Annotated in this window: 27 protein-coding genes, 1 tRNA gene and 2 pseudogenes; 24 read left to right on the top strand and 6 right to left on the bottom strand. The window is 58.2% G+C overall.

What is annotated here, in order from left to right; genetic code table 11:
• Positions 1-9: 9 nt before the first annotated feature.
• Positions 10-216 carry a hypothetical protein gene (locus GIV35_RS15300; RefSeq protein WP_003192496.1) on the bottom strand — a complete coding sequence of 69 codons (207 nt, stop codon included), beginning with the start codon at positions 214-216 and terminating at the stop codon, positions 10-12.
• A 158-nt stretch (positions 217-374) separates the two neighbouring features.
• On the opposite strand from GIV35_RS15300, the gene GIV35_RS15295 reads away from it, so the two are divergent.
• On the top strand, positions 375-680 hold the full coding sequence (locus GIV35_RS15295) for a hypothetical protein (protein WP_236264814.1): 306 nt from the start codon (positions 375-377) through the stop codon (positions 678-680).
• A 144-nt stretch (positions 681-824) separates the two neighbouring features.
• The gene (locus GIV35_RS15290) at positions 825-1,145 is read left to right on the top strand and encodes an I78 family peptidase inhibitor (protein WP_054898318.1); all 321 of its coding nucleotides are present in this window, start codon (positions 825-827) and stop codon (positions 1,143-1,145) included.
• Positions 1,146-1,212: 67 nt separating this feature from the next.
• Here GIV35_RS15290 and GIV35_RS15285 read toward each other — a convergent pair whose 3' ends face one another.
• Together GIV35_RS15285 and GIV35_RS15280 are read right to left on the bottom strand one after the other, a co-directional pair.
• Positions 1,213-1,425, bottom strand: a complete 213-nt coding sequence (locus tag GIV35_RS15285; protein WP_003234260.1) for a cold-shock protein — start codon at positions 1,423-1,425, stop codon at positions 1,213-1,215.
• Positions 1,426-1,714: 289 nt separating this feature from the next.
• The gene (locus GIV35_RS15280) at positions 1,715-2,029 is read right to left on the bottom strand and encodes a hypothetical protein (protein WP_236264813.1); all 315 of its coding nucleotides are present in this window, start codon (positions 2,027-2,029) and stop codon (positions 1,715-1,717) included.
• A 364-nt stretch (positions 2,030-2,393) separates the two neighbouring features.
• On the opposite strand from GIV35_RS15280, the gene thrS reads away from it, so the two are divergent.
• The 10 genes from thrS to GIV35_RS15230 all read left to right on the top strand — a co-directional run bounded on the left by thrS (position 2,394) and on the right by GIV35_RS15230 (position 11,795).
• On the top strand, positions 2,394-4,316 hold the full coding sequence (gene thrS / locus GIV35_RS15275) for a threonine--tRNA ligase (RefSeq protein ID WP_003192490.1): 1,923 nt from the start codon (positions 2,394-2,396) through the stop codon (positions 4,314-4,316).
• On the top strand, positions 4,316-4,867 hold the full coding sequence (gene infC, locus GIV35_RS15270) for a translation initiation factor IF-3 (protein ID WP_015884933.1): 552 nt from the start codon (positions 4,316-4,318) through the stop codon (positions 4,865-4,867). The genes thrS and infC overlap by 1 nt, the downstream gene beginning before the upstream one ends.
• A gap of 59 nt (positions 4,868-4,926) precedes the next feature.
• On the top strand, positions 4,927-5,121 hold the full coding sequence (gene rpmI / locus GIV35_RS15265) for a 50S ribosomal protein L35 (protein WP_002553160.1): 195 nt from the start codon (positions 4,927-4,929) through the stop codon (positions 5,119-5,121).
• A 29-nt stretch (positions 5,122-5,150) separates the two neighbouring features.
• Positions 5,151-5,507, top strand: a complete 357-nt coding sequence (rplT, locus tag GIV35_RS15260) for a 50S ribosomal protein L20 (RefSeq protein WP_003192488.1) — start codon at positions 5,151-5,153, stop codon at positions 5,505-5,507.
• 109 nt (positions 5,508-5,616) lie between these two features.
• Entirely contained in the window at positions 5,617-6,633 is a 1,017-nt protein-coding gene (gene pheS / locus GIV35_RS15255) for a phenylalanine--tRNA ligase subunit alpha (protein ID WP_003192486.1), read from the top strand.
• A 26-nt stretch (positions 6,634-6,659) separates the two neighbouring features.
• On the top strand, positions 6,660-9,038 hold the full coding sequence (pheT, locus tag GIV35_RS15250) for a phenylalanine--tRNA ligase subunit beta (protein WP_236264812.1): 2,379 nt from the start codon (positions 6,660-6,662) through the stop codon (positions 9,036-9,038).
• A 3-nt stretch (positions 9,039-9,041) separates the two neighbouring features.
• Entirely contained in the window at positions 9,042-9,344 is a 303-nt protein-coding gene (ihfA, locus tag GIV35_RS15245; protein WP_002553164.1) for an integration host factor subunit alpha, read from the top strand.
• Complete coding sequence (locus GIV35_RS15240) at positions 9,325-9,681, top strand: MerR family transcriptional regulator (protein ID WP_003174972.1); 357 nt, start codon at positions 9,325-9,327, stop codon at positions 9,679-9,681. Before ihfA ends, GIV35_RS15240 begins: the two co-directional genes overlap by 20 nt.
• Positions 9,682-9,771: 90 nt before the next feature.
• A tRNA-Pro gene (locus tag GIV35_RS15235) sits at positions 9,772-9,848 on the top strand.
• 909 nt (positions 9,849-10,757) lie between these two features.
• Positions 10,758-11,795, top strand: a complete 1,038-nt coding sequence (locus GIV35_RS15230; RefSeq protein WP_202692097.1) for a hypothetical protein — start codon at positions 10,758-10,760, stop codon at positions 11,793-11,795.
• Between the two features lie 199 nt (positions 11,796-11,994).
• Here the strand turns inward: GIV35_RS15230 and GIV35_RS15225 are convergent, their stop codons facing one another.
• From GIV35_RS15225 to GIV35_RS15215, 3 genes and pseudogenes are all read right to left on the bottom strand, one after another.
• The gene (locus GIV35_RS15225) at positions 11,995-13,095 is read right to left on the bottom strand and encodes an O-antigen ligase family protein (RefSeq protein ID WP_202692096.1); all 1,101 of its coding nucleotides are present in this window, start codon (positions 13,093-13,095) and stop codon (positions 11,995-11,997) included.
• 752 nt (positions 13,096-13,847) lie between these two features.
• Positions 13,848-14,111 (bottom strand): hypothetical protein, encoded by a 264-nt coding sequence (locus GIV35_RS15220; RefSeq protein WP_080751120.1) that lies wholly within the window; start codon positions 14,109-14,111, stop codon positions 13,848-13,850.
• 176 nt (positions 14,112-14,287) lie between these two features.
• A pseudogene (locus GIV35_RS15215) lies at positions 14,288-14,644 on the bottom strand (nitrilotriacetate monooxygenase); the annotation flags it as partial.
• Positions 14,645-14,727: 83 nt separating this feature from the next.
• Here GIV35_RS15215 and GIV35_RS15210 point away from each other — a divergent pair.
• The 12 genes and pseudogenes from GIV35_RS15210 to GIV35_RS15155 all read left to right on the top strand — a co-directional run.
• Positions 14,728-15,200: pseudogene (locus GIV35_RS15210) on the top strand (substrate-binding domain-containing protein); the annotation flags it as partial.
• A gap of 226 nt (positions 15,201-15,426) precedes the next feature.
• Positions 15,427-17,124 carry a GspE/PulE family protein gene (locus GIV35_RS15205; RefSeq protein WP_236265544.1) on the top strand — a complete coding sequence of 566 codons (1,698 nt, stop codon included), beginning with the start codon at positions 15,427-15,429 and terminating at the stop codon, positions 17,122-17,124.
• Positions 17,121-18,317, top strand: a complete 1,197-nt coding sequence (gene gspF / locus GIV35_RS15200; protein WP_236265539.1) for a type II secretion system inner membrane protein GspF — start codon at positions 17,121-17,123, stop codon at positions 18,315-18,317. Before GIV35_RS15205 ends, gspF begins: the two co-directional genes overlap by 4 nt.
• 20 nt (positions 18,318-18,337) lie before the next feature.
• Positions 18,338-18,748: a type II secretion system major pseudopilin GspG gene (gene gspG, locus GIV35_RS15195; protein WP_019821138.1), complete on the top strand. Its 411-nt coding sequence runs from the start codon at positions 18,338-18,340 to the stop codon at positions 18,746-18,748.
• A 7-nt stretch (positions 18,749-18,755) separates the two neighbouring features.
• A complete protein-coding gene (locus GIV35_RS15190; RefSeq protein ID WP_034128224.1) occupies positions 18,756-19,181 on the top strand; it encodes a GspH/FimT family pseudopilin in 426 nt (141 codons plus the stop codon).
• A complete protein-coding gene (locus tag GIV35_RS15185) occupies positions 19,178-19,510 on the top strand; it encodes a type II secretion system protein (protein ID WP_236265536.1) in 333 nt (110 codons plus the stop codon). The genes GIV35_RS15190 and GIV35_RS15185 overlap by 4 nt, the downstream gene beginning before the upstream one ends.
• On the top strand, positions 19,507-20,115 hold the full coding sequence (locus GIV35_RS15180) for a prepilin-type N-terminal cleavage/methylation domain-containing protein (protein WP_223023956.1): 609 nt from the start codon (positions 19,507-19,509) through the stop codon (positions 20,113-20,115). The genes GIV35_RS15185 and GIV35_RS15180 overlap by 4 nt, the downstream gene beginning before the upstream one ends.
• Positions 20,112-20,813 carry a helix-hairpin-helix domain-containing protein gene (locus GIV35_RS15175; RefSeq protein WP_236265534.1) on the top strand — a complete coding sequence of 234 codons (702 nt, stop codon included), beginning with the start codon at positions 20,112-20,114 and terminating at the stop codon, positions 20,811-20,813. The genes GIV35_RS15180 and GIV35_RS15175 overlap by 4 nt, the downstream gene beginning before the upstream one ends.
• The gene (locus GIV35_RS15170; RefSeq protein WP_105227301.1) at positions 20,810-21,802 is read left to right on the top strand and encodes a PilN domain-containing protein; all 993 of its coding nucleotides are present in this window, start codon (positions 20,810-20,812) and stop codon (positions 21,800-21,802) included. Before GIV35_RS15175 ends, GIV35_RS15170 begins: the two co-directional genes overlap by 4 nt.
• Positions 21,777-22,379: a type II secretion system protein GspM gene (gspM, locus tag GIV35_RS15165; protein WP_116668313.1), complete on the top strand. Its 603-nt coding sequence runs from the start codon at positions 21,777-21,779 to the stop codon at positions 22,377-22,379. Before GIV35_RS15170 ends, gspM begins: the two co-directional genes overlap by 26 nt.
• Positions 22,376-22,876 carry a general secretion pathway protein GspN gene (locus GIV35_RS15160; RefSeq protein ID WP_223023958.1) on the top strand — a complete coding sequence of 167 codons (501 nt, stop codon included), beginning with the start codon at positions 22,376-22,378 and terminating at the stop codon, positions 22,874-22,876. The genes gspM and GIV35_RS15160 overlap by 4 nt, the downstream gene beginning before the upstream one ends.
• Positions 22,877-22,881: 5 nt before the next feature.
• Positions 22,882-24,378, top strand: a 1,497-nt coding sequence (locus tag GIV35_RS15155; protein ID WP_236491414.1) for a secretin N-terminal domain-containing protein, incomplete at its 3' end; no start/stop codon positions are given.

Raw genomic sequence — 24,378 nt, 5'->3', positions numbered from 1 at the left:
CGCCCGGTTCTATTCGCGCTCTTGGGCGCCCATGTAGTCGGCCGGGTATTTCTCGAATATCTGGCCGATGAACGCTTGTGCCGCCTGGGTGCCCAGCTCCTTGACCAACAGGTCGATACCAATAATCGCCAGTTCTTCCGGGCTTCCGGGGCTGTAGGAACTTTGCCCTTGGGGCCACTTGGCTTTGATGTCGGCTTGAAGCGTTACGGTGGTCATGGAAATCTCACGGGCTGAAAAATGCGGGGGCAATGCACTGGAACGCCGTTCCAGAGGGGCGCAGTTAAGCATTTTGTACGGCATTTGGCACTGCTACTTAGGCATGAAGCAGCGGCTGTGCGACACTGTTGGCCTTTTAAATGGCCGGGAAACACCGCGTGCAAATCGATTTGAGCAAGCCCGACAACCTGACGCTGGACGCCGTGCGCCAATTGATTGGCAGCGCCAGTGATGACGAACATACCCAGTTGCGGGTGACCAAAGAAGGCATCGCCTACATTTCTTCCGGCGTAGTCGGGGGGGCTGATATCGCTGGCCTGGTGTTTCGCCTGGAGACCTGGGCCAAAGGTTCCGGCTATGTCGGCAACGTGGCGGCCAGCGATGAAGTCTGGGTCATGCAGGTTTTCAACGCGCTGAAGCAGAATTGGCCTACTCCTTCGTCGGACTACATCGATATCTACTGAATACGTTCATATCTAGTCACGATTCACCAAGCGATTGCAGGCCGTGACTCAGGCAGACTTGCCCGCAGGCGGTTAACGTCTTGAAACCAATCGCTTTGAATGCTGTCGCACGATCTCTGTCCACTTTTTATCATAGGAGGCTTCATGCCTTGGAAGCTCGCATCATTCGGTACTTTGTTGGCTGCGCTTGCGTTGGCGGGTTGCAGTACCCCGGGTGCCTCTGAGCCAGGCAAAGCTGCCACTGTGACCGATGCCGGTCATAGCCGCTGTGAGTCGAAGGCCGCAGAGTTCGCCATCGGCCAGAAAGCCTCGCCCCAGTTGCTGGAGCAAGCACGCACGCGTGCTGGCGCGCAGAATGCACGCATCCTCAAGCCCAATGACATGGTCACGCTGGAGTATCGCTCTGACCGCCTGAACCTGAACACCGACGACAATCTGGTGATCAACCGGGTTAACTGCGGCTGATACGGCTTTTGCATCGCCCATAAAAAACCCCGTCACATGGACGGGGTTTTTTTAGCTCAGCGGAGAATTACTCGCCGCGAACCTGTGCAGCTTGCATACCCTTTTGGCCTTTCTCAGCCACGAAGGAAACGGTTTGGCCTTCTTTCAGGCTTTTGAAACCGTCGCTTTCGATAGCTTTGAAGTGTACGAACAGGTCGTCACCGCCACCTTGAGGAGTGATGAAGCCGAAGCCTTTTTCATCGTTGAACCATTTAACGGTGCCGGTTTGGCGATTAGACATGGTGTATCTCCAAGAAACATATATTTTCAGTAGTGCTGTGCTGCTCAGGCCAACTGGGCACACAGGGCTATCATAGTCGAAATGTTCGGCTTGGGAGCCCCCCCAAGGCACTGTTTGCTAATCAATCGCTTTGCGTTTGACCCGTTTTTGGGCTGAAAGCCCCGATTTACGGGGCTTTGCGACGAAATATCAGCTGTTAAAAAAAGCCGTAAAACCTGCATAATTTGTGTGAAATGGCAGTTTTCAGGCCGTTTTTTCAGCGAAATGACCGTCGAATCATCAGCCAATCCTACTTTTTCTTCATCACTTTGCAGGACGAAATAGCCGCGACTGCTTTGTTTCTAAGCTCCGGGCTGGCGTTCTGGTTGGTCATCAATTCCTTGATCTCGGCAGTGCTCAATTCGGCATTGATCTTGTCAGCGCCACATTCACAGTGGGCTTTGGCAGTTTTGACGTCCACGTTCCGGCTGGCGGCGGCACTGCAGTCGCTGACGAAGGCGTCACGGGCGCCAACTGGCCAGTTGGAAGGGGCTGCAGCCTGCGCGCCGAGGGAAAGGAGGCTCAGGGTAGCGGCGACAGCGAGGGTAGAGGTAAAACGCATCATGGGATGCTCCTTTGGGTCGAGGACGAACGGCGATTCTCAGTGGCTTTGAGGCCCTGCGTACAGCTCAAGTTCACTTTTGCAGCTATAAAGCCATGAATTGCTATTTACCCAGCGCTTGGCCGACGCGATGACCGTTCATCTGTGCTAGCATCCTTGCCTGGCTATTTCCGGGCGCGCCATTTGCCGCCTTGCCAGGTTCTTTTTGTTCACTCCAGTCACTCTGGTTCGATTATCGGTTGGCCGAAAGGCTCCTGCCGCTGTAAGGCAGGCGTTCATTATTGAGCGGCCTGGTGTTGGATCTTGTACTGGCTCATCCCAACCCACGTGACCTTTGGTAGGGGTCACCACTAGGAGAGGAGGCGCCATGCCAACTATTACTCTTCCCGACGGCAGTCAGCGTTCATTCGATCATCCGGTTTCCGTAGCCGAGGTCGCCGCATCCATTGGTGCTGGCCTGGCCAAGGCCACCGTGGCCGGCAAGGTCGACGGCAAGCTGGTTGACGCCAGCGACCTGATCACCAGCGACGCCAGCCTGCAAATCATCACGCCCAAGGATCAAGAGGGGCTGGAGATCATTCGCCACTCTTGCGCGCACTTGATTGGCCATGCGGTCAAGCAACTGTATCCAACCGCCAAGATGGTGATCGGCCCGGTCATTGAAGAAGGCTTCTATTACGACATCGCCTATGAGCGTCCTTTTACTCCGGACGACCTGGCGGCCATCGAGCAGCGCATGCACGCGCTGATCGAAAAAGATTATGACGTCATCAAGAAAGTCACCCCGCGTGCCGAAGTGATCGACGTGTTTACTGCACGTGGCGAGGACTACAAGCTGCGTCTGGTAGAAGACATGCCGGACGAGCAGGCCATGGGGCTGTACTACCACGAAGAATATGTGGATATGTGCCGTGGCCCGCACGTGCCGAACACGCGCTTTCTCAAATCGTTCAAGCTGACCAAGCTCTCCGGTGCCTACTGGCGCGGTGACGCCAAGAACGAACAGCTGCAACGGATCTACGGCACGGCCTGGGCTGACAAGAAGCAACTGGCCGCCTATATCCAGCGCATCGAAGAAGCTGAAAAACGCGATCACCGCAAGATCGGCAAGCGCCTCAACCTGTTCCACCTTCAGGAAGAAGCGCCGGGCATGGTGTTCTGGCACCCGAATGGCTGGACCCTGTACCAGGTGCTTGAGCAGTACATGCGCAAGGTGCAGCGCGAAAACGGTTACCTGGAGATCAAGACTCCCCAGGTGGTTGATCGCAGCCTGTGGGAGAAATCCGGGCACTGGGCCAACTACGCCGACAACATGTTCACCACCCAGTCGGAAAACCGCGACTACGCCATCAAGCCGATGAACTGCCCATGCCACGTGCAGGTATTCAATCAGGGCCTGAAGAGCTACCGCGAGTTGCCGATGCGCCTGGCCGAGTTCGGTGCCTGCCACCGTAACGAACCATCGGGTGCGCTGCACGGCATCATGCGGGTGCGTGGCTTCACCCAGGACGACGCCCACATCTTCTGCACCGAAGAGCAGATGCAGGCCGAGTCCGCAGCGTTCATCAAGCTGACCATGGACGTTTATCGCGATTTCGGCTTTACCGAAGTCGAGATGAAGCTGTCCACTCGTCCGGAAAAACGCGTCGGTTCCGACGAACTATGGGATCGCGCCGAAGCGGCATTGGCCGCTGCGCTTGACAGTGCGGGCCTTGCGTACGATCTGCAGCCGGGTGAGGGCGCGTTCTACGGTCCGAAGATCGAGTTCTCGCTCAAAGATTGCCTTGGCCGTGTCTGGCAGTGTGGTACCCTGCAGCTCGATTTTAACCTGCCGATCCGTCTGGGAGCCGAATACGTCTCCGAAGACAACAGCCGTAAACACCCGGTTATGCTGCACCGGGCGATCCTCGGTTCGTTCGAACGGTTCGTCGGTATCCTGATCGAGCACTACGAGGGCGCGTTCCCAGCGTGGCTGGCTCCGACCCAGGCAGTGATCATGAATATCACTGATAAACAGGCAGATTTTGCCGCTGAAGTTGAAAAAACTCTCAACGAAAGCGGATTTCGTGCCAAGTCCGACTTGAGAAATGAAAAGATCGGCTTTAAAATCCGCGAGCATACTTTGCTCAAGGTTCCCTATCTTTTGGTTATCGGAGATCGGGAAGTCGAGATGCAGACTGTCGCTGTGCGTACTCGTGAAGGTGCTGACCTGGGCTCGATGCCCGTCGCCCAGTTCGCTGAGTTCCTCGCGCAAGCGGTTTCCCGGCGTGGTCGCCCAGATTCGGAGTAATTATTATTAAGCGTGAAATGAGACAAGATAAACGAGCTGCACCGAAAGCCCCGATCAACGAGAATATCTCGGCACGCGAGGTTCGGTTAATTGGCGCTGATGGCGAGCAGATTGGCATCGTCTCGATTGATGAAGCGCTTCGTATTGCAGAAGAGTCCAAGCTGGACCTGGTGGAAATCTCCGCCGATGCAATCCCACCTGTTTGTCGGGTGATGGACTACGGCAAATCGATCTTCGAAAAGAAGAAGCAGGTTGCCGCAGCGAAGAAGAACCAGAAGCAGATTCAAGTAAAAGAAATCAAGTTTCGTCCAGGGACGGAGGAAGGGGATTACCAGGTAAAACTGCGCAACCTGGTACGTTTCCTGAGTGATGGGGACAGGGCCAAGGTATCCTTGCGATTCCGCGGCCGTGAGATGGCCCACCAGGAGCTGGGGATGGAACTCCTCAAGCGGGTTGAAGCTGACCTGCTGGAGTACGGTTCGGTCGAACAGCATCCTAAGATGGAAGGACGCCAGCTTATTATGGTCATCGCCCCGAAAAAGAAGAAGTAATCAACAGGGCACGGCAGGCCTTCTGATTATGTTTATCAACTGAATGCGGAGTACCGAACATGCCAAAGATGAAAACTAAAAGTGGTGCTGCTAAGCGGTTTCTGAAAACTGCTAACGGCATCAAGCACAAGCACGCTTTCAAGAGCCACATCCTGACCAAAATGTCGACCAAGCGTAAGCGTCAACTGCGCGGTAGCAGCTTGCTGCATCCGTCTGACGTGGCAAAAGTCGAGCGCATGCTGCGCCTTCGTTAATTTTGGTTCAAGAATAGAGGAAGTAACTCATGGCTCGTGTAAAGCGTGGCGTCATGGCCCGTAAGCGTCACAAAAAAATTCTGAAACTCGCTAAAGGCTACTACGGCGCGCGTTCACGCGTATTCCGTGTTGCCAAGCAAGCGGTAATCAAGGCAGGCCAATACGCCTACCGTGACCGTCGTCAGAAAAAACGTCAGTTCCGCGCTCTGTGGATCGCTCGTATCAACGCCGGTGCACGTGTTAACGGTCTGTCCTACAGCCGTTTCATCGCTGGCCTGAAAAAAGCGTCCATCGAAATCGACCGTAAGGTTCTGGCTGAACTGGCCGTGAACGAAAAAGCGGTGTTTGCTGCGATTGTCGAGAAAGCTAAAGCCTCCTTGGCTTAAGTACCCCCGACAGTCACCCTGGGCTACTCCTGTGGCCCAAGGTGGTAAACGTCATAAATAGGGGAAGAGCCTTCAAGCTCTTCCCCTATTTTGTATCTGGAGTCTGTACATGGAAAACCTGGACGCGCTCGTCGCCCAAGCCCTTGAGGCTGTGCAAAGCGCTGAAGATGTAAATGCCCTGGAGCAAATCCGGGTTCACTACCTTGGCAAGAAAGGTGAATTGACTCAGGTGATGAAGACCCTGGGAAATCTGCCCGCTGAAGAGCGTCCGCAAGTCGGTGCGCTGATCAACGTCGCCAAGGAGCGTGTCACAGAGGTTCTCAATGCGCGCAAGGCGTCGCTCGAGGAGGCCGATCTTGCGGCCAAGCTCGCCGCCGAGTCCATTGACGTGACCTTGCCTGGTCGTGGCCAGGCGTCGGGCGGTCTGCATCCGATCACCCGGACTCTGGAACGTATCGAACAGTTCTTCACCCACATCGGCTACGGCATTGCCGAAGGCCCTGAGGTCGAAGACGACTACCACAACTTCGAGGCGCTCAACATCCCAGGCCATCACCCGGCCCGGTCGATGCACGACACCTTCTATTTCAACGCCAACATGCTGCTGCGCACCCATACCTCGCCGGTACAGGTCCGCACCATGGAAGCGAACAAGCCGCCGATCCGCATTGTCTGCCCAGGCCGTGTGTACCGTAGCGACTCGGATATCACCCATTCGCCGATGTTCCACCAGGTCGAAGGCCTGCTGGTTGATCGCGATATCAATTTCGCCGACCTCAAAGGCACCATCGAAGAGTTCCTGCGGGTGTTCTTCGAAAAAGAGTTGGCGGTACGTTTCCGTCCTTCGTTCTTCCCGTTCACCGAGCCATCCGCCGAAGTCGACATGGAATGCGTGATGTGCAGCGGTAAAGGCTGCCGCGTGTGCAAGCAGACCGGCTGGCTGGAAGTGATGGGCTGCGGCATGGTTCACCCCAACGTGCTGCGCATGTCCGGGATTGATCCGGAAGAGTTCTCGGGCTTTGCCTTCGGCATGGGCGTTGAGCGTCTGGCCATGCTGCGTTACGGCGTGAACGACTTGCGTCTGTTCTTCGACAACGACTTGCGGTTCCTCGCGCAATTTCGCTAGTCGTAACGAATCTTTAGGAGAGCAGGATGAAATTCAGTGAACAATGGCTGCGTGGCTGGGTAAGCCCGCAGGTAGATCGCGACGAGCTGGTTGCTCGTCTGTCGATGGCCGGTCTTGAGGTCGATAGCGTTACGCCGGCCGCCGGTGTTTTCAGTGGCGTGGTGGTGGGCGAGGTGTTGAGCACCGAGCAGCACCCGGATGCCGACAAATTGCGTGTGTGCCAGGTCAGCAACGGCTCGGAAACCTTTCAGGTCGTGTGCGGAGCGCCTAATGTGCGCCCGGGCCTGAAGATCCCGTTCGCTATGATCGGCGCCCAGTTGCCGGGCGACTTCAAGATCAAGAAGGCCAAGCTGCGTGGCGTTGAATCCAACGGCATGCTGTGCTCCCAGGCCGAGCTGCAAGTGGGTGAGGGCAATGATGGCCTGATGGAGCTGCCGGCCGACGCGCCAGTGGGTCAGGACATCCGTGTTTACCTGGAACTGGAAGACGCCAGCATTGAGGTCGACCTGACCCCCAACCGCGGCGACTGCCTGTCCCTGGCTGGCCTGGCCCGTGAAGTGGGCGCGCTGTACAACGCACCTGTCGCTCGTCCAGTGGTCGCTGGCGTACCGGCGGTACACGACGAAGTACGCTCGATTGAGGTACTGGCACCAAACGCCTGCCCGCGTTACCTGGGGCGTGTGATCCGTAACGTGGACCTGTCCAAGCCAACCCCGCTGTGGATGGTCGAGCGCCTGCGTCGTGCCGATGTACGCAGCATCGACGCCGCCGTCGACATCACCAACTACGTGATGCTGGAACTCGGCCAGCCGTTGCATGCGTTTGATCTTGCCGAAATCAATGGCGGCATCCGCGTGCGTATGGCCGAAGAAGGCGAGAAGCTGGTGCTGCTCGATGGCCAGGAAGTCAGCCTGCGTGCCGACACTCTGGTCATCGCCGACCACACACGTGCCCTGGCAATTGCCGGCGTGATGGGTGGCGAGCACAGCGGTGTATCCGCGACCACCCGTGACGTATTCCTTGAAAGCGCGTTCTTCGACCAGATCGCGATCGCTGGCAAGGCTCGTTCCTACGGCCTGCACACCGATGCGTCGCACCGCTACGAGCGTGGCGTGGACTGGAAACTCGCCCGTGAAGCCATGGAGCGCGCTACCGGCCTGCTGCTGGAAATCACCGGTGGTGAAGCCGGCCCGATTACCGAAACCGTCAACGAACAGTTCCTGCCGTCGATTGCGCCGATCACCCTGCGTGCCAAAAGCGTTGAGCAGATGCTTGGCCTGGTCATCGAGCCGGCTGAAATCGAGCAACTGCTGTCCGCGCTCGGCCTGGGTATTTCTGCGGGCGGGGAAGGGCAGTGGCAAGTTGCAGTACCTAGCCATCGCTTCGACATCAGCCTGGAAGTCGACCTGATCGAAGAGCTGGCGCGCCTGTACGGCTACAACCGTCTGCCGGTTCGCTATCCGCAAGCACGCCTGGCGCCGCAACCCAAGGCCGAAGCGCGTGCGCACCTGCCTGAACTGCGTCGCCTGCTGGTGGCCCGTGGTTACCAGGAAGCCGTGACCTATAGCTTCATCGATCCAAAGCAGTTTGAGTTGTTCAACCCTGGTGTTGAACCGCTGTTGCTGGCCAACCCGATCTCCAACGATATGGCCGCCATGCGTACGTCGCTGTGGCCGGGCCTGGTGAAGGCACTTTCCCACAACCTGAACCGCCAGCAAGACCGCGTGCGTCTGTTCGAAAGCGGCTTGCGTTTCGTCGGCCAGCTTGATGGCTTGAAGCAAGAGCCGATGCTGGCGGGCGTCGTCTGCGGCAGCCGTCTGCCCGAAGGCTGGGCGCAAGGCCGTGAGGTCGTGGACTTCTTCGACGTCAAGGCAGACGTGGAAGCGGTGCTCGGCTTTGCCGGTGCGTTGGACGCCTTTACGTTCGTGCCGGGTAGCCACCCAGCCTTGCATCCAGGCCAGACTGCACGTATCGAGCGTGAAGGTCGCCTGGTGGGCTTTGTGGGCGCCATTCACCCAGAACTGTCGAAAACCTTGGGGCTGGACCGTCCAGTCTTCGTGTTTGAGCTAGTCTTGGCTGAAGTTGCGTCGGGCAAGATGCCTAAATTCAGCGAGTTGTCGCGCTTCCCTGAAGTGCGTCGCGACCTGGCCCTGATAGCCGACCGTGAAGTCGCCGCCACTGCGGTTCTGGATGTAATCCGTGAAAATGCAGGGGAATGGCTGACAGACCTCAGGCTATTTGACGTCTATCAGGGTAAAGGCATTGATCCGCATAGAAAAAGCCTTGCAGTTGGCTTGACCTGGCAGCATCCATCGCGCACTCTTAATGACGATGAGGTGAATACCACGACGCAAAATATCCTCACCTCGCTCGAACAAAGGTTGAACGCCACGTTAAGGAAGTGACGTATGGGGGCTTTGACGAAAGCTGAGATGGCGGAACGTCTGTACGAAGAGTTGGGTCTGAACAAGCGCGAGGCCAAGGAATTGGTCGAGCTGTTTTTTGAAGAGATCAGACACGCTCTGGAAGACAACGAACAGGTCAAATTGTCCGGTTTCGGCAATTTTGACCTGCGAGACAAACGCCAGCGGCCTGGCCGCAATCCAAAAACGGGAGAAGAAATCCCGATCACGGCTCGCCGTGTGGTCACCTTTCGTCCAGGGCAGAAGTTGAAGGCCCGAGTTGAGGCTTATGCTGGAACCAAGTCATAACGACGAGCTACCCGTCATCCCAGGCAAGCGCTACTTCACCATCGGTGAAGTCAGCGAGCTGTGTGCGGTAAAACCGCACGTGCTGCGCTATTGGGAGCAGGAGTTTCCTCAACTCAACCCCGTCAAACGCACCGGGAACCGTCGGTATTATCAGCGCCAGGACGTGCTGATGATCCGACAGATCCGTGCGTTGCTGTACGACCAGGGGTTCACCATCAGCGGCGCACGCCAGCGTATGTCCGGTGATGAAGCCAAAGACGACACCACCCAATACAAGCAACTGATCCGCCAGATGATCTCCGAATTGGAAGATGTACTGGTGGTGCTGAAAAAATGATTCAAGCTTTAAAAATACTTCCACATTTCAAAAGCTTGCGGTATATTCCGGTTCGCTTCGTTAAGAAGCGAACCCAGTAACACGCCTAGTCGGGGCGTAGCGCAGTCCGGTAGCGCACTAGCATGGGGTGCTAGGGGTCGAGTGTTCGAATCACTCCGTCCCGACCATTATTCCTGAGTAAAATCAGACACTTAAGCCGATCAGACAGATCGGCTTTTTTGTGCCTGCGCAAAACCCGCGCAAAACTATCCGGTGATTTCGCTAATATTCACGTCCGGCATCGCCTCGGACCAGATGATTTCCTCGTGGTCTCGCTGGTAGTTTTGGTCATGCCCTCACTCGCATGGCCTGCGATCGTCTGCCCGTCCTTTCCGGTTTCTTTCAGCACTCGCGTCAAATACCGCTCCTCAATCTGCGTCCAGTGTCCTTTGTCTGTGCCTGCTTATGTTTCAGCCGGGCCGACTTGCAGTACACAAGGGTATGGTGAAAGGGCCATCTGGGCGAGCAGTCGGAGCGGGAGGCTAACTGCGCGCTGATGTGGCTCTATGAGAGCGGAACGTCCGGATCGATCAATGACGTGGCACTGCGGCAGCACAGACGCTACGCCTGTGTCACCACAACTTTTTCACGGGTGTGTCGTGAGGATGCCCAGTCAGATACTGGGCGCTGCCCCAGGCTCGCTCCGAGCAGCACAAGCGCTTGACCAGCAAGTAGTAGTTCGCAACCCAGGATCAAAAACACACCAAGGAATTGTCTGACGCCCAGCGTAACCAGGGCGCCTGCGCGACCAGCTTGCTATTGCTGATCTCCGGCTGGCTGTCAGTTTTCCTCTGGGATTCAGTCATTGGCTGCAATGAGCTTGACACCCCTAGCGCCGTTAATGGTTCATGCTGCTTGTCGAGTAAAGCTTGGCTAAAAGATCATGAAGGCGGCGACCAAGGAGTGATCGCGTTGCGGGCGTGTCAGGCTTACGCTAGGGAAATATCTCACTGGGGAAAACTCTTCTTTGACGTTTGTGCTGTATGTATGTACAGTTCTGATGTGGTTAAGGATGACCACTAAACAAGGAGAAAAACATGTCCATGTACTACGCGACGCCCTATGTATTCACCCCAAGCGCTACGCTCGATAACGGTCCACAGCTTAGGTCCATCATCCAGGCAGGTTATCGCTGGATTCAAATTAACCGCGACGTGTGCCCGATCAAGACTACGGTTCCTTTGAATAAGGCAGATCTAACCCCGATTCATGGCCTGGTTATTGAGCCTGCACCAGGCATTGATAAGGTGCTAATTGACTCGAGCGGGGTTGGTCGAAATCCTGAAGTTCCTACTGATCCAAGCTATGCCGCATTTGATTATCAAGGGAAGGTCCGCCCAGCAAGCTTTTTAACTCGGGAAGCTTTTCTGAATCAAAATGAAATTTTTGTCGATGACCCGACAAAATATGTTGCCGGTGATTGGATTGTAATTTCCGATGCGTCCACGGACTTTGATACACAGCCGCTTCCACTTGATGGCCCTATGGAGGTTCGTCAAGTCATTAGGGTATTTAGCGAATCCTTGGTTATCAACAATGCCCTAAAAAAAGGGCATCCTAATGGAGCCATCGTAGCTACGTGCGTACCAATTCGTAACGTGATTATTCGAGGTCTTGAGTTCACTGGGAACTCGGCTGTTGGAGTTCATGTTCATTATGCGCAGCACTGCACATTTCAAGACATTACGTCTGTCGATTGGCGTGGCCGCTCTCTAGTTCTTATCGATAATGGCGGAAGCAATAACTCTGTTATTGATTGCTATTGTTCTGGCACTGAGCCAGGGGCCGGTCCTACGCAAAATGCTTGGGGCGTAGTTATGGAGGGGCAAGATTCATCTCGCATGGTTAATAGCGGCGGTGAGCTTTGCGGTAATGGCAGCGCAATGAATTACTGTATTGATAGCGTAGCTGTTGATGCAAGAGCCCGCAGGAATAATGTAAATGTCGGCGTATATACCCAATCTATTCGAAGTGGTTATATTCGGCCGAGGACAGAGCTTCCTCTAATTCTTGATACTTACGAGAGTCCAGAGAACGTTGATTGCTTTATCTTTAGCAAGCAGGATTTTTCATAAGCTGTAGCTGTGTGATGAATCGGTTCGCCTCTCAATGTTTCGATATCATTTAAGAGGAGACACGAAGAAGGTCAAAACTTGACCTTCTTCGCTCAAAAATATTCCCTGAATAGCTTTTTTACTCCCCCACCAGACGCCTTCCCTAAGACTGGCGTTCTTAGCCTCGCGTGAGGTGCTCGTAAAGACGATACGTTTTTATTTAAGCTGGCTGGCCGGATGGAATGAGGCATGGGTCAGGGAGAGCGTTCTTGGAGATGCTTTTGTGGAGGTTTAAATTGACAGCATGTCGCCAATAGAAGCCCACTATTAGCAAGAATATAGGACCTGTAGATGGTGAGGAAAGACCATCTTGAAACATATTAAACACTGTAAAGAACGGTATGATTATCACCATCATCGCAATATAAAATCGTTTTTGGTATTCGTCTTCTTGTTGTGCTTTAAAGAATGGTTTTATTATTTTCCAGAGAAATATTAAGTAAAATATTCCCGCTATCCCTCCCATCTTCCAAAGCGCTCCTAAATATTGGTTGTGGGGAGTGTATCCAGATGTAGTAACGTCATTGTCGAAGTAGCCGAGTTCTGAATCGAAAATACCATATCCGCTAAAGCCAGTACCGAATAACGGGCTCTTAATCAGGTCTTCAATTAGTATCACATACAAACCTAATCGTCCAGACGATACGCCATCCCAGTTTCCAGAGTATATGTTGTCTATCATGATTAATATTTTTGCAAACAGTTCAGAGAAGTAGTCTGAAAATAATATTACAATGGTGGCGCAAGAAAATAGAGAAAAGACTATATAAAAGAATACTTTTATTGTTCTGCGGGGTGTCATCTTTCCAGCAAAAAAACAGCACAGGCAGCTAACGACCAACCCGAGCGCAGCTTGTCGTGATCCGCTGCCTAACACTAAAATCAAGCTGCACATCATTCCAATATATGAAACTAATCGTAAGCTTCTTTTTGGTTTCATTATTACGCCAAGTGACAGGCAAATCATGAATGCCACTGAGAAAAATACAGCGATACCATTAATTCCATTGCTTCCGTGAAATTTCAGGCCAAAAAATGTTGGGTCAAATACCCCACCATAAATGACCTCTCCCGGAATACGTTCAAACTCAACAAATGTCGTCACATGTCCCTTGAATAAAATCGCATCAATTGTTGCTGCAAACGCAGTGGCGGTAATAAAGTAGATGAGATTTCTGTTGAATTTTTCGGGGTTAAAATTGACTTCTGCTAAGCTTCGTCCCAGTAAGTATATTAAGTAAGGTTTGAAAAAGAAGGCCATGGAAAGAAGTGCTCTTGTTATGTTTCCCGGCTGGAAGAATAGTTGTATGTAAATTATCGAGATGAGTGAAAAAGCTATGCTAGTCAAAAGCCATTTGTTCGCTTTCTGATAAATAAATAGTACGTAGGGTAGCGCAATTAGGCATAGGCCGTCGGAGGGGGCTATTTCGACACCAAGAGCTGGAACAAATATCCGTAACGGAACGCACAGTAAAATAGCTGAAATAAATAACAGCATTCTTCACGAACCTTATGTTGGAATTTCCAAATAAAACGCACTGTACGGACTCGTCTCGCAAACGCCGATTTTACAAATCGGCGGTGCCTGATTTTGGAGACGGTAGCCCGCGTTCGCAAAAGCAATCCTACGCATGATGATTCCTTTGTATTGCATTAATCGAGGTCCGTTCGAATCACAGTGACTGTAGACGTGTTTTGAAATTGCGGCAGGGCATTCGGTAAATTTCGTTCGGCAGGACGCCGAGGGAGGGTGGATCGTTCCAGAACTAAAGGCGCACCCCTTGTAGAGTGCAGTCTCCAGCCCTGTCATTTCCTTGAGGTAATGGAGCGCTTTGCGCTTCGGTGGGGCGGTTTTTGAGAGGAGTTCCAAAACTTGGAGGGTTAGCGGTTGCGCCAGGCTCGCCTGTCAATCGCCGCCTCCATCACCGCCGACGGAGCCAGCGCCATAATGGCTGTGCATGCCTACCAAGCCTACGGCACCGACTATGTCGGCGTTAAATGACGTTCCGCAGCTTAATGAAGCGCGGGTGTTGCTTGAATTGTAGGCACAGAAAATTTGGAGACACTCTGAATCCAGTAGCGGCGGTATTTGGTCTGGTCGGGAGGTACAGGTTTTTGGCGAGACCATGAGTGCTCAGTGTTCAGCGCCTCTCGGTAAGCCTGCCATTCCTTTGCTTCTGCAATATCGGCTGCACTTTTTTGGTCATCGAACCAACCCAAAATGTACACCTCCCCTTGATCGGCTCCATGTTCTACGAGTAGGTAAATGTCTTTCATAATCTAAATCCGCTGAAGCGTTTCTCAATTTCCCGGTAAAGGGAGTTTGATCGGGGTATCGGCCCAAACCCTGGTTAGTTTAGGTGGCTTTCACTAGCGCGTGTGCACTGTGAGAGGTTGATCCAGAGGAAGAGTCAGCTCACAGTCATTGTTTCGTACGTTGCCCACGGCTGTGCCTACCTTAATGCGTGAGGTCGACGGATCGGCCGCCCCAAGTCGAGATTTTCGCGCAGCGTGGTGCCGGTGTATTCGCGACGAAGCAAGCCGCGCCTCTGTAACTCAGGAACGACCAAGCCGGCAAAATCCTCGGCATGCCGGTCAAACTGTTGCGCCCCAACAACGCCACTCCCACCTCGGGTTCGACCAGCGCCTGGAACGCTTTGAATTTGGCCTGGGCCGAAAGCTTCGGTTTGCCCCACCACCACAAACACGCCCGGTATGATTTTCAGCGAATCGGCCTCGCGCCCGTATTGGCCCAGGCGACCGTTGAGGTCGCTATAGAAGGCCTGCGCGTCGGCCAGTGAGGTCTGCGCGACTGCCGGAGAGGTGATCCAGCGAGGCGAATTTGCGCGCTATGTGGTACGGCTCGTTATAGCTGGTGGTAGCGGTTGCGATCAGGCCGATCGCCTTCGTACAAAACAGTGCAGTGGGCGACTTCAGCGAATTGGAGCGGCGCGATGGGTTTACCGCGACCCTCTCCGAGTTGGGTGTGCAGCCGTGGGTCTTTGTGCCGGACGCCGACCGTGCGCCCTTCGAAGCGGGCAAGCAGGCCATGGAAGCGCTGATGGGGCAGGCGGTCACGCCCGACGCGATTTTCTTCGCCAACGACAACCTCGCCGCCGGCGGTTTGCTCGCCCGTCAACGCGCCGGGCTGAGCATCCCCCAGGGTGCGCCTTATTGGGATTTGGCGACTACCCGTTTGCCCACATGTTGCTGCCCAGCCTCAGCACCCTCCAGCCACCCGCGTTGGAGATCGGCGTACTCGCCGCCACACGCGTCCTGCAACGTCTGGGCGTATTAGCCACCAATGAGGAAGTCAAACGCTTGAATCTTTTGCACTGTCAGTTAATTGAAAGAGAGAGCACCTGATGACCCGCCGTTATGGCTAATTGCAACTAGTGGCTATTGGCTGCTAACGCTCTAAATCAGTGCATTTAGCAATGTTTTGTATTTAATTACCCCCTTATCCGGAACTAGGGCTATAACTTCCAGTCGATACACCCGGCTAACGCCTGCCTGGGCTATGGCGAACTAATGGCATTGTTCGGTAGTTCTAAATAGCCATACTTTTCGCAACGTTAGATATTCCTCAATGATGTCGTCAGTGCCCATCGATGCTTGCAAGATGCAGATCCCGCATACCGACCAAGTGTGCGCGTGGCTGATGCAGCACGCCGGGCTCAAAATCGCTGATCTGGAACGCGCCCAGCGTTTATCCACTGAGCCTGGCGACCTGCTCGGTTTACTCACGCGCCTGGGCCTGGTGTCCGAAGTCGAACTGGCTCGCGCCTGGGCCGATTTGCTGGATGCGCCACTGCTGCTGGCTGACGCGGCGCCGCCGTTGCTCGATCCGCTTCCCGTGCTCACCGAGCGCTTTATGCGTCATTACCAGGTCGTGCCGATGGGTTGGCATCAGGGCGGGTTGCGCGTAATGGCCGCCAACCCGGCGCAGTGGTATCCGTTCCAGGCCCTGGCGTATGCCTGTGAGGTGCCGGTCTGGCTGGCCGTCGGTTCGCGTAATGATGTCGAGACGCTGATCGAGCGCTATTACGGCCAGGGCCGTTCCGCCATGGGCAGCCTGATCGAAAACCTCGATGAGCAGGGCGGCGTGCTGGAGGACATCGAACACCTCAAGGACATGGCTTCCGAAGCGCCAGTGATTCGCCTGGTCAATCTGATCCTGCAGCGCGCGGTGGAACAGCGCGCTTCGGATATCCATATCGAACCCTTCGAAAACCAACTCAAGGTGCGCTACCGCATCGACGGCGTGCTGCACGACGCCGAAGCACCGCCTGCCAGTTCGTCGGCGGCGGTGATCTCGCGGGTGAAGATCATGGCGCGCCTGGACATTGCCGAACGGCGCCTGCCCCAGGACGGGCGCATCATGCTGCGCATCCAGGGCAAAGCGTTGGACCTGCGGGTGTCCACGGTGCCCACCAGCTTTGGCGAGTCGGTGGTGATGCGCCTGTTGGACCGGCAAACCGTGCAATTCGATTTCCCCAGCCTGGGCTTTGATGGCCCGCGCCTGGCGGCCTTCCAGGATCTATTGGCGCGGCCTCACGGCATCCTGTTGGTCACCGGGCCTACGGGCTCGGGCAAAACCACCACGCTTTATACCGCGTTGTCGCAGCTCAACACGGCTGAACGCAAGATCATTACCGTGGAAGACCCGGTGGAATACCAGCTTGAAGGGATTAACCAGATCCAGGTCAAGCCGGCCATCGGCCTGGACTTTGCCGGAGCGCTGCGCGCCATCGTGCGCCAGGACCCGGACGTGATCATGATCGGCGAAATCCGCGACCTTGAAACTTGCCGCATTGCCGTACAGTCCTCCCTCACGGGTCACTTGGTGCTCTCAACCCTGCACACCAACAGCGCCGCTGCGAGCATCACGCGCTTGCTGGACATGGGCGTGGAGAGCTACCTGATTGCCTCCACGGTCAGCGGTATTCTCGCGCAGCGCCTGGTGCGGCGCCTGGACCCTGCCACGCGGGTTGCCTTCCAGGCCCCAGCGGAATTGATCAAGGAGCACGGCCTGGATCGCCTGACCGAGCAGCGTCCCATCCTGCTTTACCGCGGTGACTATCACGGCCGCAGTGCCCTCACTGAGTTGTTGGTAATGAACGACGAGTTGCGTGGCCTGCTGATGGGCCACGCCGACGCCGCCAGCCTCGAGCACGCCGCCCGCCGCGCCGGTTTGCGCACCTTGTATGAAGACGGTTTGCGCCAGGCCCTGGCCGGTGTGACGTCCCTGGAAGAAGTACTGCGTGTCACCCGTGGAGATGACGTGTGAGCCTGTTCAAGTTCCGTGCCCTGGACAGCCAGGGCGTGGCCCAGAACGGCACGTTGCAGGCCATTGACCAGGCGGCTGCTGTCGCCGCCTTGCATCAGCGCGGGTGGTTGCTGCTGCACATCGAAACGGCCAGCAGCCCCTTGTTGCGCCAGGCACGCGGGCAGTTGAAGGGCGCCGCGCTGGTGAGTTTCACCCAGCAGTTGGCCACGTTATTGGGCGCCGGCCAGCCCCTCGAACGCGCTTTAAACCTGTTGCTCAAGCAAGCCCGCCATCCTGAGGTGCGGGCCTTGATCGAGCGTATCCGCGACCAGGTCAAGGCCGGCAAACCGCTGTCGGCTGCGCTGGAGGAGGAGGGCGGCACGTTTTCCCCGCTGTACCTGAGCATGGTGCGCGCCGGTGAAGCCGGCGGGGCGTTGGAAGGTACCCTGCGCCAGCTCAGCGACTACCTGGAGCGTAGCCAGTTGCTGCGCGGCGAGGTGATCAATGCGCTGATCTACCCGGCGTTCCTGGTGGTGGGTGTACTGGGTTCCCTGGCGCTGTTGCTGGCCTATGTGGTGCCGCAATTCGTGCCGATTTTTCAGGACCTTGGCGTACCGATTCCACTGATCACCCAGGTGATCCTGGCGCTCGGCGAGTTCCTCGGCGCCTATGGCCTGGTGGTGCTGGCCGGGTTGTCGATCAGTGGATGGATCCTGGCGGCGCGCTTGCGCGACCCCCTCCGCCGTGAGCGTTACGACCGTTACCTGCTGGGCATCCGCGTGATCGGCCCGCTGCTGCAACGGGTGCAAGCCGCCCGCCTGACCCGCACCCTGGGCACGTTGCTCAGCAATGGCGTGGCGCTGCTGCCCGCGCTGGTGATCGCCCGGCAGGTCTGCAGCAATCGTGCGCTCCAGGCGCAAGTGGCGCTGGCAGCGCAACGGATAAAGGGCGGCGGCACCCTGGCCGATGCGTTCGGCCGCCAGCCGCTGTTACCGGAGCTGGCGCTGCACATGATCGAAGTCGGTGAACAGGCCGGCGAACTGGACAGCATGCTGCTCAAGGTCGCCGACACCTTCGACGTCGAGGCCAAGCGCGCCATCGAACGCTTGCTCGCTGCACTGGTGCCGACCCTGACGGTGGTCATGGCGGTACTGGTGGCGGTGATCATGCTCGCGATCATGCTGCCGCTGATGAGCCTCACCAGCCATATATGAACTTTCAAGGAGCAGAACCGATGAAAACCCGACACCGCCAAGGCGGCTTCACCCTTTTGGAAATGTTGGCGGTGATCGTGCTGCTGGGCATTGTCGCGACCATTGTGGTGCGCCAGGTCGGTGGCAATGTGGACAAGGGCAAGTACGGCGCGGGCAAGGCGCAATTGGCCAGTTTGAGCATGAAGATCGACAGCTACGCCTTGGACGTGGGGGCGCCGCCCAACAACCTGCAACAATTGCTCGACAAGCCGGCCAGTGCTTCCAACTGGGCCGGCCCCTACGCCAAGCCTTCGGAGCTGAAAGACCCGTTCGGCCACGGGTTCGGCTATCGCTTCCCCGGTGAGCACGGCGCCTTCGACCTGATCTTCTACGGCCAGGACGGCCAACCCGGCGGTGAGGGCTACAGTGCCGATCTGGGCAACTGGGAATAACCCGCCCGTGGCCCAGCGAGGCTTTACCCTGCTGGAGATGCTGGTGGTCATTCTATTGATCGGCATTGCGGCGGGGTTGTTGGGGCTGGGTGTACGGCAAGGGCTGCAGGTGGCCAAGGAGCGCCGGGTGGTCGCGCAGATGGTCGAGGCGCTGCGCGCCACGCGGGCGAGCGCCATCGTCAGCGGCCAGGCGGCGCGCACTCAGTTCGACCTCCAGGGCCGCTCGTTCCAGGCTCCAGGGCGTGCGTCACAGCAGTGGCCAGCGCAGGTGCAAGTGACCTTGCACAGTGCCGAGCAGGCTGGGCCCGCGGTGGTGTTCTATCCCGACGGCAGTTCCACAGGCGGTAACCTGCTGCTGGCCAACGGCAGCCGGCGTTGGCGCATCGACATTGGCTGGCTTACCGGCAGTGTGCAGTCCAAGGCGCTGCCATGAAGCACCAGGCCGGTTTCACCCTGCTGGAAATGCTCGCCGCCTTGACGTTGATGGCGGTGTGCAGCAGCGTGTTGCTGGTTGCCTTCGGCCAAAGCGCGCGCGCCTTGTCCCAGGTGGCCCGCAGCGACCGCCTCAGCCATGCCGCGCTCACGCTGCTGGACCAGGAAGCCGCCGGCCCGCTGACGGAGGGAACCCGCCAAGGCGAACTCGAGGGTATCCATTGGCAATTGACCAGTACCCGCCAACAGCCGCACCTGTTTCGTCTTGACCTGAACGTGCGTGAAGGCGCGCATCAGGCGCACTTCAGCACCTTGAAGGCGCGCCTGTGAAGCGCCGTGAGCAGGGCTTCACGTTGCTGGAAGTACTCGTGGTGCTCAGCTTGCTGTCGGTATTGTTGCTGCTGGTGAGCGCAGCGTTGCTGGGGGCCAATCGGGCGGTGGCCAAGGCCCAGGCCTACACCGTCAGCCTGGATGAAATGCGCGCCGCCCAACAGTTTTTGCGCACATCGATCAGCGAGGCGCTGCCGCTAAAGCTCACTGACGATGACAGCCAGGCCGAAGGTTTTTTTATCGGCACGCCTGAACGTCTGCAGTTTGTGGCGACCTTGCCCGGTGTATTGGGCGGGGGTATCCAGCGCTTTACCCTGCAACGGGTCGGGCAGGATCTGCAGGTGGCTTTTTCGCAGAGGGACTCCCACGCCAACGCGCAGCGCGATGAGCCGCAGGTGCTTTTGCATAACGTCGAGGCGCTGCAGTTCAGCTATCGCGGTGTCTCGCCACTGGGCCAGCCCACCGACTGGTTGAGCCCGTGGCCCTGGCCCCGGCGCCTGCCCACTGCGGTGCGTATCGACGCCTCCGTCGACGGGCCGGTGCCATGGGTCGCCCAGGTGGTTGCGCTGCGCCTGAACCTGTCCAGCGCGAGCAGCGAAGAATGAAGCGCCAACGCGGTGCGGCCCTGTTGCTGGTGTTGTGGGTGCTGGCCTTGCTCAGCGTATTGCTGGGTGGCCTGGCCGGGTGGGTGCAACTGCAAAGTCGCCAGGCGCTGTGGCTGCGCCAGCACACCCAGACACTGTTGGCCGCCCAGGCCGGTATCGCACAGGTCATGGCGCAAGGGCAGTGGGTGGCGGACGGGCGTTCTATTGCGCTGACCTTCGACGACGCCCGCTTGCAGGTCAGTGTGCGCAGTGAGCGCGGCAAGCTGTACCTGGTCAACGCCGCCTCCCAAGACCTCACGCGCCTGGCCCTGGCCTGCGGCGCTACACCGGTTCAGGCCCAGCAGTTGACCAAGGCCCTTGAGACTCGCCGCCATCAGGGCCTGGCGCCGTTTCGGGTGCTGGAAGAGGTACGTCAACTCCCCGGCATGACCCCGGCGCTCTACAGCCAACTACTGCCACACATCACCTTGTGGAGCGACCTCGACCGGCCCGCTCCGGCATTCGCCAGCCCCCTGATGCGCAAGGCGTTGAACCTGCCACGCCAGGACGCCGAGGGCGTCGACCCCGGCCAGGTCGTGGAAATCGACAGCCGCGCCGAGCGTCCCGGCGGCTATCAGGCACGCCTGCGACTGACCCTTTTACTAAGCCCTGCGGAGGACAGCGCACAGCCCTATCGGGTAGTGCGGTGGCAAGAATGATTCAACTCGAACCGATTGCCCGCTATTGGCGCGGCAGCCTGCTGCAACAAGGCTGGCGTTTGTGGCTCACGGAGTTACGCGGCTGTTTGCCCAAGTGGCTGGCGTTCCAGGAACCGCCCGAGCACGTTCATCACTGGCCGCTGACGACACCGGTGGTCCCAGGCAATACGCGCCAGGTGCTGATGCTTGCCCCCGACGCCGTGTTGCAGCAAAGCGTGCAACTGCCTCTGGCTGCCGCGCGCAACCTCGTGGAGGTGGTTGGCTATGAACTGGACCGCTACACCCCGTTCAACGCCGAGCAGCTCTACTTCGTCGCCCGCCAGGAGCGGCGCACACCCAGCCACCTGGAGGTGAGGGTGGTGGCGATCCTGCGCGAGCGCCTTGACCAGGTCCTCACTGACTGCGCCGCCCTCGGCCTGTACCCACACCGCGTGGATGTGGCGGGCCTGGGTATCGACCTGCTGCCCGCGCCGTTACGCCCGCGTTCGCGGCCTGCCGGCAAGCAATTGCAGCGCAGCCTGCCGTGGTTGTGCGGCGCGTTGCTGATCGCGGCGATGCTGTTGTGGCTCAACGACCGCCAGCGGGTACTCGACAGCATGCACGCCACTGTCCAACAGCAAAAAGCCGAGGTCGCCCAGGTGCACGCCCTGCGCCAGCAACTGCTCAACACCCGTGGCGCGGCGCAGTACCTCAGCCAGCGTAAACGGGCGCAACCGCCCCTGGCCGCGCTGCTGAATGACTTGACCAGTTGCCTGCCCGCCGACACCTGGCTCGACCAATTGGACGTCAAGGACGGCGAGGTGAGTTTCTCCGGCCAGAGCGCCAAGGCCAGTGGCCTGATCAGCCGCATCAAAGGCTGCCAGCGCTTGGACAACGCGCAGTTTGAAGGTGTGATCCAACCCGACGCACGCAGCGGCAAGGACCAGTTTGCCTTGCGTGCCCACTTACGCCAGGAGGCCGCCGATGCGCCGACCCCTCACACCCCGTGAACGCCGCGGCGCCGCCTTGTTGACCCTGGCGTTGGTGCTCGGCGCGGCCTATTGGCTGTTGATCGACAGCTGGTTCGCCGGGCCGCTGCGGGCCATGGGTGAACAGGCCGAACAGTTGCGTGAACAGCAGCAGCGCTATGCCAGCGTCATACGCCAGGGCGATGCCTTGCGCGAACAGCTGGCGCAAGCACAGCAAGACCCGGCCAGCAGCGCCAGCCTGTTGCCGGGGGACGACCCGGACGTGGTCGCCGCCGACTTGATGCAGCGTCTCGCCGACCTGATCAACAGCCACGCCAACCTCGGCGGCGGCTGCAACCTCACCCAGCGCAAGCCGATCACGCCCGAACAGGATGACAGCGAGCCCTATCGCCAGGTCAAGGTCAGCCTCACGCTCAATTGCGCCATCGAACCGCTGACCGCGATCCTGCATGGGCTGGAATATCAGCCGCCTTTTCTGTTCGTCGATGAGCTGCATATCCGTCGCGACAAACAGGCGCCAGCCAGTGGTGGGGCAGGCAAGCTGGCGGTGCAACTGCTGGTGCGCGGCTACCTGCAACCGGCGCGGGTGGCACCATGATCGGCCCCTTGCGTCCTCTTGAATGGGGTTGGCTCGGCGTGGCCGGGCTCTTGGGGGTGTTGATGGCGATGATCCTCAGCAGCATCGGCGACGCCCCCCGGTGGTTACCCGATGCGCCGGCGCACGCGCCACCCTCGTTCCAGGTGCAGGCCGCTCCCACGCCAGCGTTGCAAGACCTTGCCGGTACCTGGCAAGCACCGCTGTTCAGCCCGGATCGCCGCTCGGACCGGGAGGTGGGTAAAACCCAGGTGGCGAGCCTGGCCAACCTGACCCTCAGCGGCATCATGATCACCGGCAACCTGCAAATGGCCATGCTCAAGCAAGCCGGTGGCCCAATGCTCACGGTGCGCTTGGGCCAGGCGTTGCCCAACGGCTGGCGCCTGGAGCACCTGACCCCGCAATACGCCCGTTTTGCCCTCAACGGGCGCACCCAGACCCTGAGCCTCTACGGTAAGCGGTTACCCCTGAACTCACATCCCCGCGAGTCTCTCCCTTGATCGATATGCGCACTTCGCTGTTTTGCCTGGCTACCGCCGTCTCCCTGGGCGGCTGTGGATCTTTGCCCGACACCCTCGACCCGGACGACGACCTGCTGCACGAGGCCCTGCAGGGCACCGGCGCACAACGCCCGCCGCTTCAGGCGCCTGTGGCCGAAAGCCCCCCGCCTGCCACCCAGGCTCCGCCGCAGCGCCAGCTGATTCGTGGCAATCAAGCGTTTGTGCGCCAGCCCGCGGCGCCCGTAAACGTGCCGGAGCAGGGCGGCGACATCGTATTCAATTTCGCCGATCAGCCCATCGAGGCCGTGATCAACAGCGTGATGGGCGACCTGCTGCACGAGAACTACAGCATCGCCGAGGGCGTGAAGGGCACTGTCAGCTTCTCCACCTCCAAGCCCGTGGACAAACAGCAAGCGCTGTCGATTCTCGAAACCCTGCTGTCCTGGACCGACAACGCCATGATCAAACAGGGCAACCGCTATGTGATCCTGCCGGCCAACCAGGCCGTGGCGGGCAAGCTGGTGCCGCAGATGCGCGTGGCGCAACCGGCCAGCGGCCTCTCGGCACGTCTGTTTTCACTGCGCTATATCTCGGCCACCGAGATGCAGAAACTGCTCAAACCCTTCGCCCGTGAAAACGCTTTTTTGTTGGTGGACCCGGCGCGTAATGTCCTGAGCCTGGCCGGCACGCCCGACGAACTGGCCAACTACCAGGACACCATCGACACCTTCGACGTGGACTGGCTCAAGGGCATGTCGGTGGCGGTGTTCGGCCTGCAACGCGCCTCGGTGGCCGAGCTGATGCCCGAGCTGCAAGCCATGTTCGGCGCGGACAGTGGCACACCCCTGGCCGGCATGCTGCGGTTCTTGCCGGTCGAGCGCACCAACTCGGTGGTGGCGATTTCTTCCCAGCCCCAGTACCTCAGCGAAGTGGGCGACTGGATCCGCACCATCGACGAGGGCGGCGGTAACGAGCCGCAGATGTATGTGTACGACGTGCGCAATATGAAGGCCGCCGATCTGGCCAAGTACCTGCGGCAGATCTACGGCAATGGCGCGATCAAGGATGACGCCCCGGCGAAAGTAGCGCCGGGCTTGCGTACCACCACCTTGTCCTCATCCACCAGTGCCGGTTTGCAGGCGAGCGCCCCGGTGCCCGCAGCCGAAGAACCTGAATCCGAGCCTGCCGAAAACACCCAGGCATCGCACACCAGCGACCTCGAGGCGGGCACGCGCATCACCGCGCAAAAAAGCAGTAACCAACTGCTGGTGCGCACCCGCCCGGCGCAATGGAAAGAAATCGAAGCGGCGATCAAACGCCTCGACAACCCACCGCTGCAAGTGCAGATCGAGACCCGCATTCTGGAGGTCAAGCTCACCGGCGAACTGGACCTGGGCGTGCAGTGGTACCTGGGCCGCCTGGCCGGTAATTCCACCAGCACTACGGTGGCCAACGCCTCCGGCAGCCAAGGCGCCCTGGGCGGTGGCGGGGCAGGGCTGGGG

This window comes from Pseudomonas sp. PA-1-6B (assembly GCF_021609545.1).
Lineage (GTDB): Bacteria > Pseudomonadota > Gammaproteobacteria > Pseudomonadales > Pseudomonadaceae > Aquipseudomonas > Aquipseudomonas fluorescens_BV.
This window is presented reverse-complemented; position numbering and strand designations above follow the sequence as displayed.

Excerpts from the sequence above, each read along its gene's own strand:
- GIV35_RS15300 (WP_003192496.1), bottom strand. The coding sequence starts at position 216 with ATGACCACCGTAACGCTTCAAGCCGACATCAAAGCCAAGTGGCCCCAA.
- GIV35_RS15290 (WP_054898318.1), top strand. The coding sequence starts at position 825 with ATGCCTTGGAAGCTCGCATCATTCGGTACTTTGTTGGCTGCGCTTGCG.
- GIV35_RS15285 (WP_003234260.1), bottom strand. The coding sequence starts at position 1,425 with ATGTCTAATCGCCAAACCGGCACCGTTAAATGGTTCAACGATGAAAAA.
- GIV35_RS15280 (WP_236264813.1), bottom strand. The coding sequence starts at position 2,029 with ATGATGCGTTTTACCTCTACCCTCGCTGTCGCCGCTACCCTGAGCCTC.
- thrS (WP_003192490.1), top strand. The coding sequence starts at position 2,394 with ATGCCAACTATTACTCTTCCCGACGGCAGTCAGCGTTCATTCGATCAT.
- rpmI (WP_002553160.1), top strand. The coding sequence starts at position 4,927 with ATGCCAAAGATGAAAACTAAAAGTGGTGCTGCTAAGCGGTTTCTGAAA.
- rplT (WP_003192488.1), top strand. The coding sequence starts at position 5,151 with ATGGCTCGTGTAAAGCGTGGCGTCATGGCCCGTAAGCGTCACAAAAAA.
- pheS (WP_003192486.1), top strand. The coding sequence starts at position 5,617 with ATGGAAAACCTGGACGCGCTCGTCGCCCAAGCCCTTGAGGCTGTGCAA.
- pheT (WP_236264812.1), top strand. The coding sequence starts at position 6,660 with ATGAAATTCAGTGAACAATGGCTGCGTGGCTGGGTAAGCCCGCAGGTA.
- ihfA (WP_002553164.1), top strand. The coding sequence starts at position 9,042 with ATGGGGGCTTTGACGAAAGCTGAGATGGCGGAACGTCTGTACGAAGAG.
- GIV35_RS15240 (WP_003174972.1), top strand. The coding sequence starts at position 9,325 with ATGCTGGAACCAAGTCATAACGACGAGCTACCCGTCATCCCAGGCAAG.
- GIV35_RS15230 (WP_202692097.1), top strand. The coding sequence starts at position 10,758 with ATGTCCATGTACTACGCGACGCCCTATGTATTCACCCCAAGCGCTACG.
- GIV35_RS15225 (WP_202692096.1), bottom strand. The coding sequence starts at position 13,095 with ATGGCCTTCTTTTTCAAACCTTACTTAATATACTTACTGGGACGAAGC.
- GIV35_RS15220 (WP_080751120.1), bottom strand. The coding sequence starts at position 14,111 with ATGAAAGACATTTACCTACTCGTAGAACATGGAGCCGATCAAGGGGAG.
- GIV35_RS15205 (WP_236265544.1), top strand. The coding sequence starts at position 15,427 with ATGTCGTCAGTGCCCATCGATGCTTGCAAGATGCAGATCCCGCATACC.
- gspG (WP_019821138.1), top strand. The coding sequence starts at position 18,338 with ATGAAAACCCGACACCGCCAAGGCGGCTTCACCCTTTTGGAAATGTTG.
- GIV35_RS15185 (WP_236265536.1), top strand. The coding sequence starts at position 19,178 with ATGAAGCACCAGGCCGGTTTCACCCTGCTGGAAATGCTCGCCGCCTTG.
- GIV35_RS15175 (WP_236265534.1), top strand. The coding sequence starts at position 20,112 with ATGAAGCGCCAACGCGGTGCGGCCCTGTTGCTGGTGTTGTGGGTGCTG.
- GIV35_RS15170 (WP_105227301.1), top strand. The coding sequence starts at position 20,810 with ATGATTCAACTCGAACCGATTGCCCGCTATTGGCGCGGCAGCCTGCTG.
- gspM (WP_116668313.1), top strand. The coding sequence starts at position 21,777 with ATGCGCCGACCCCTCACACCCCGTGAACGCCGCGGCGCCGCCTTGTTG.
- GIV35_RS15160 (WP_223023958.1), top strand. The coding sequence starts at position 22,376 with ATGATCGGCCCCTTGCGTCCTCTTGAATGGGGTTGGCTCGGCGTGGCC.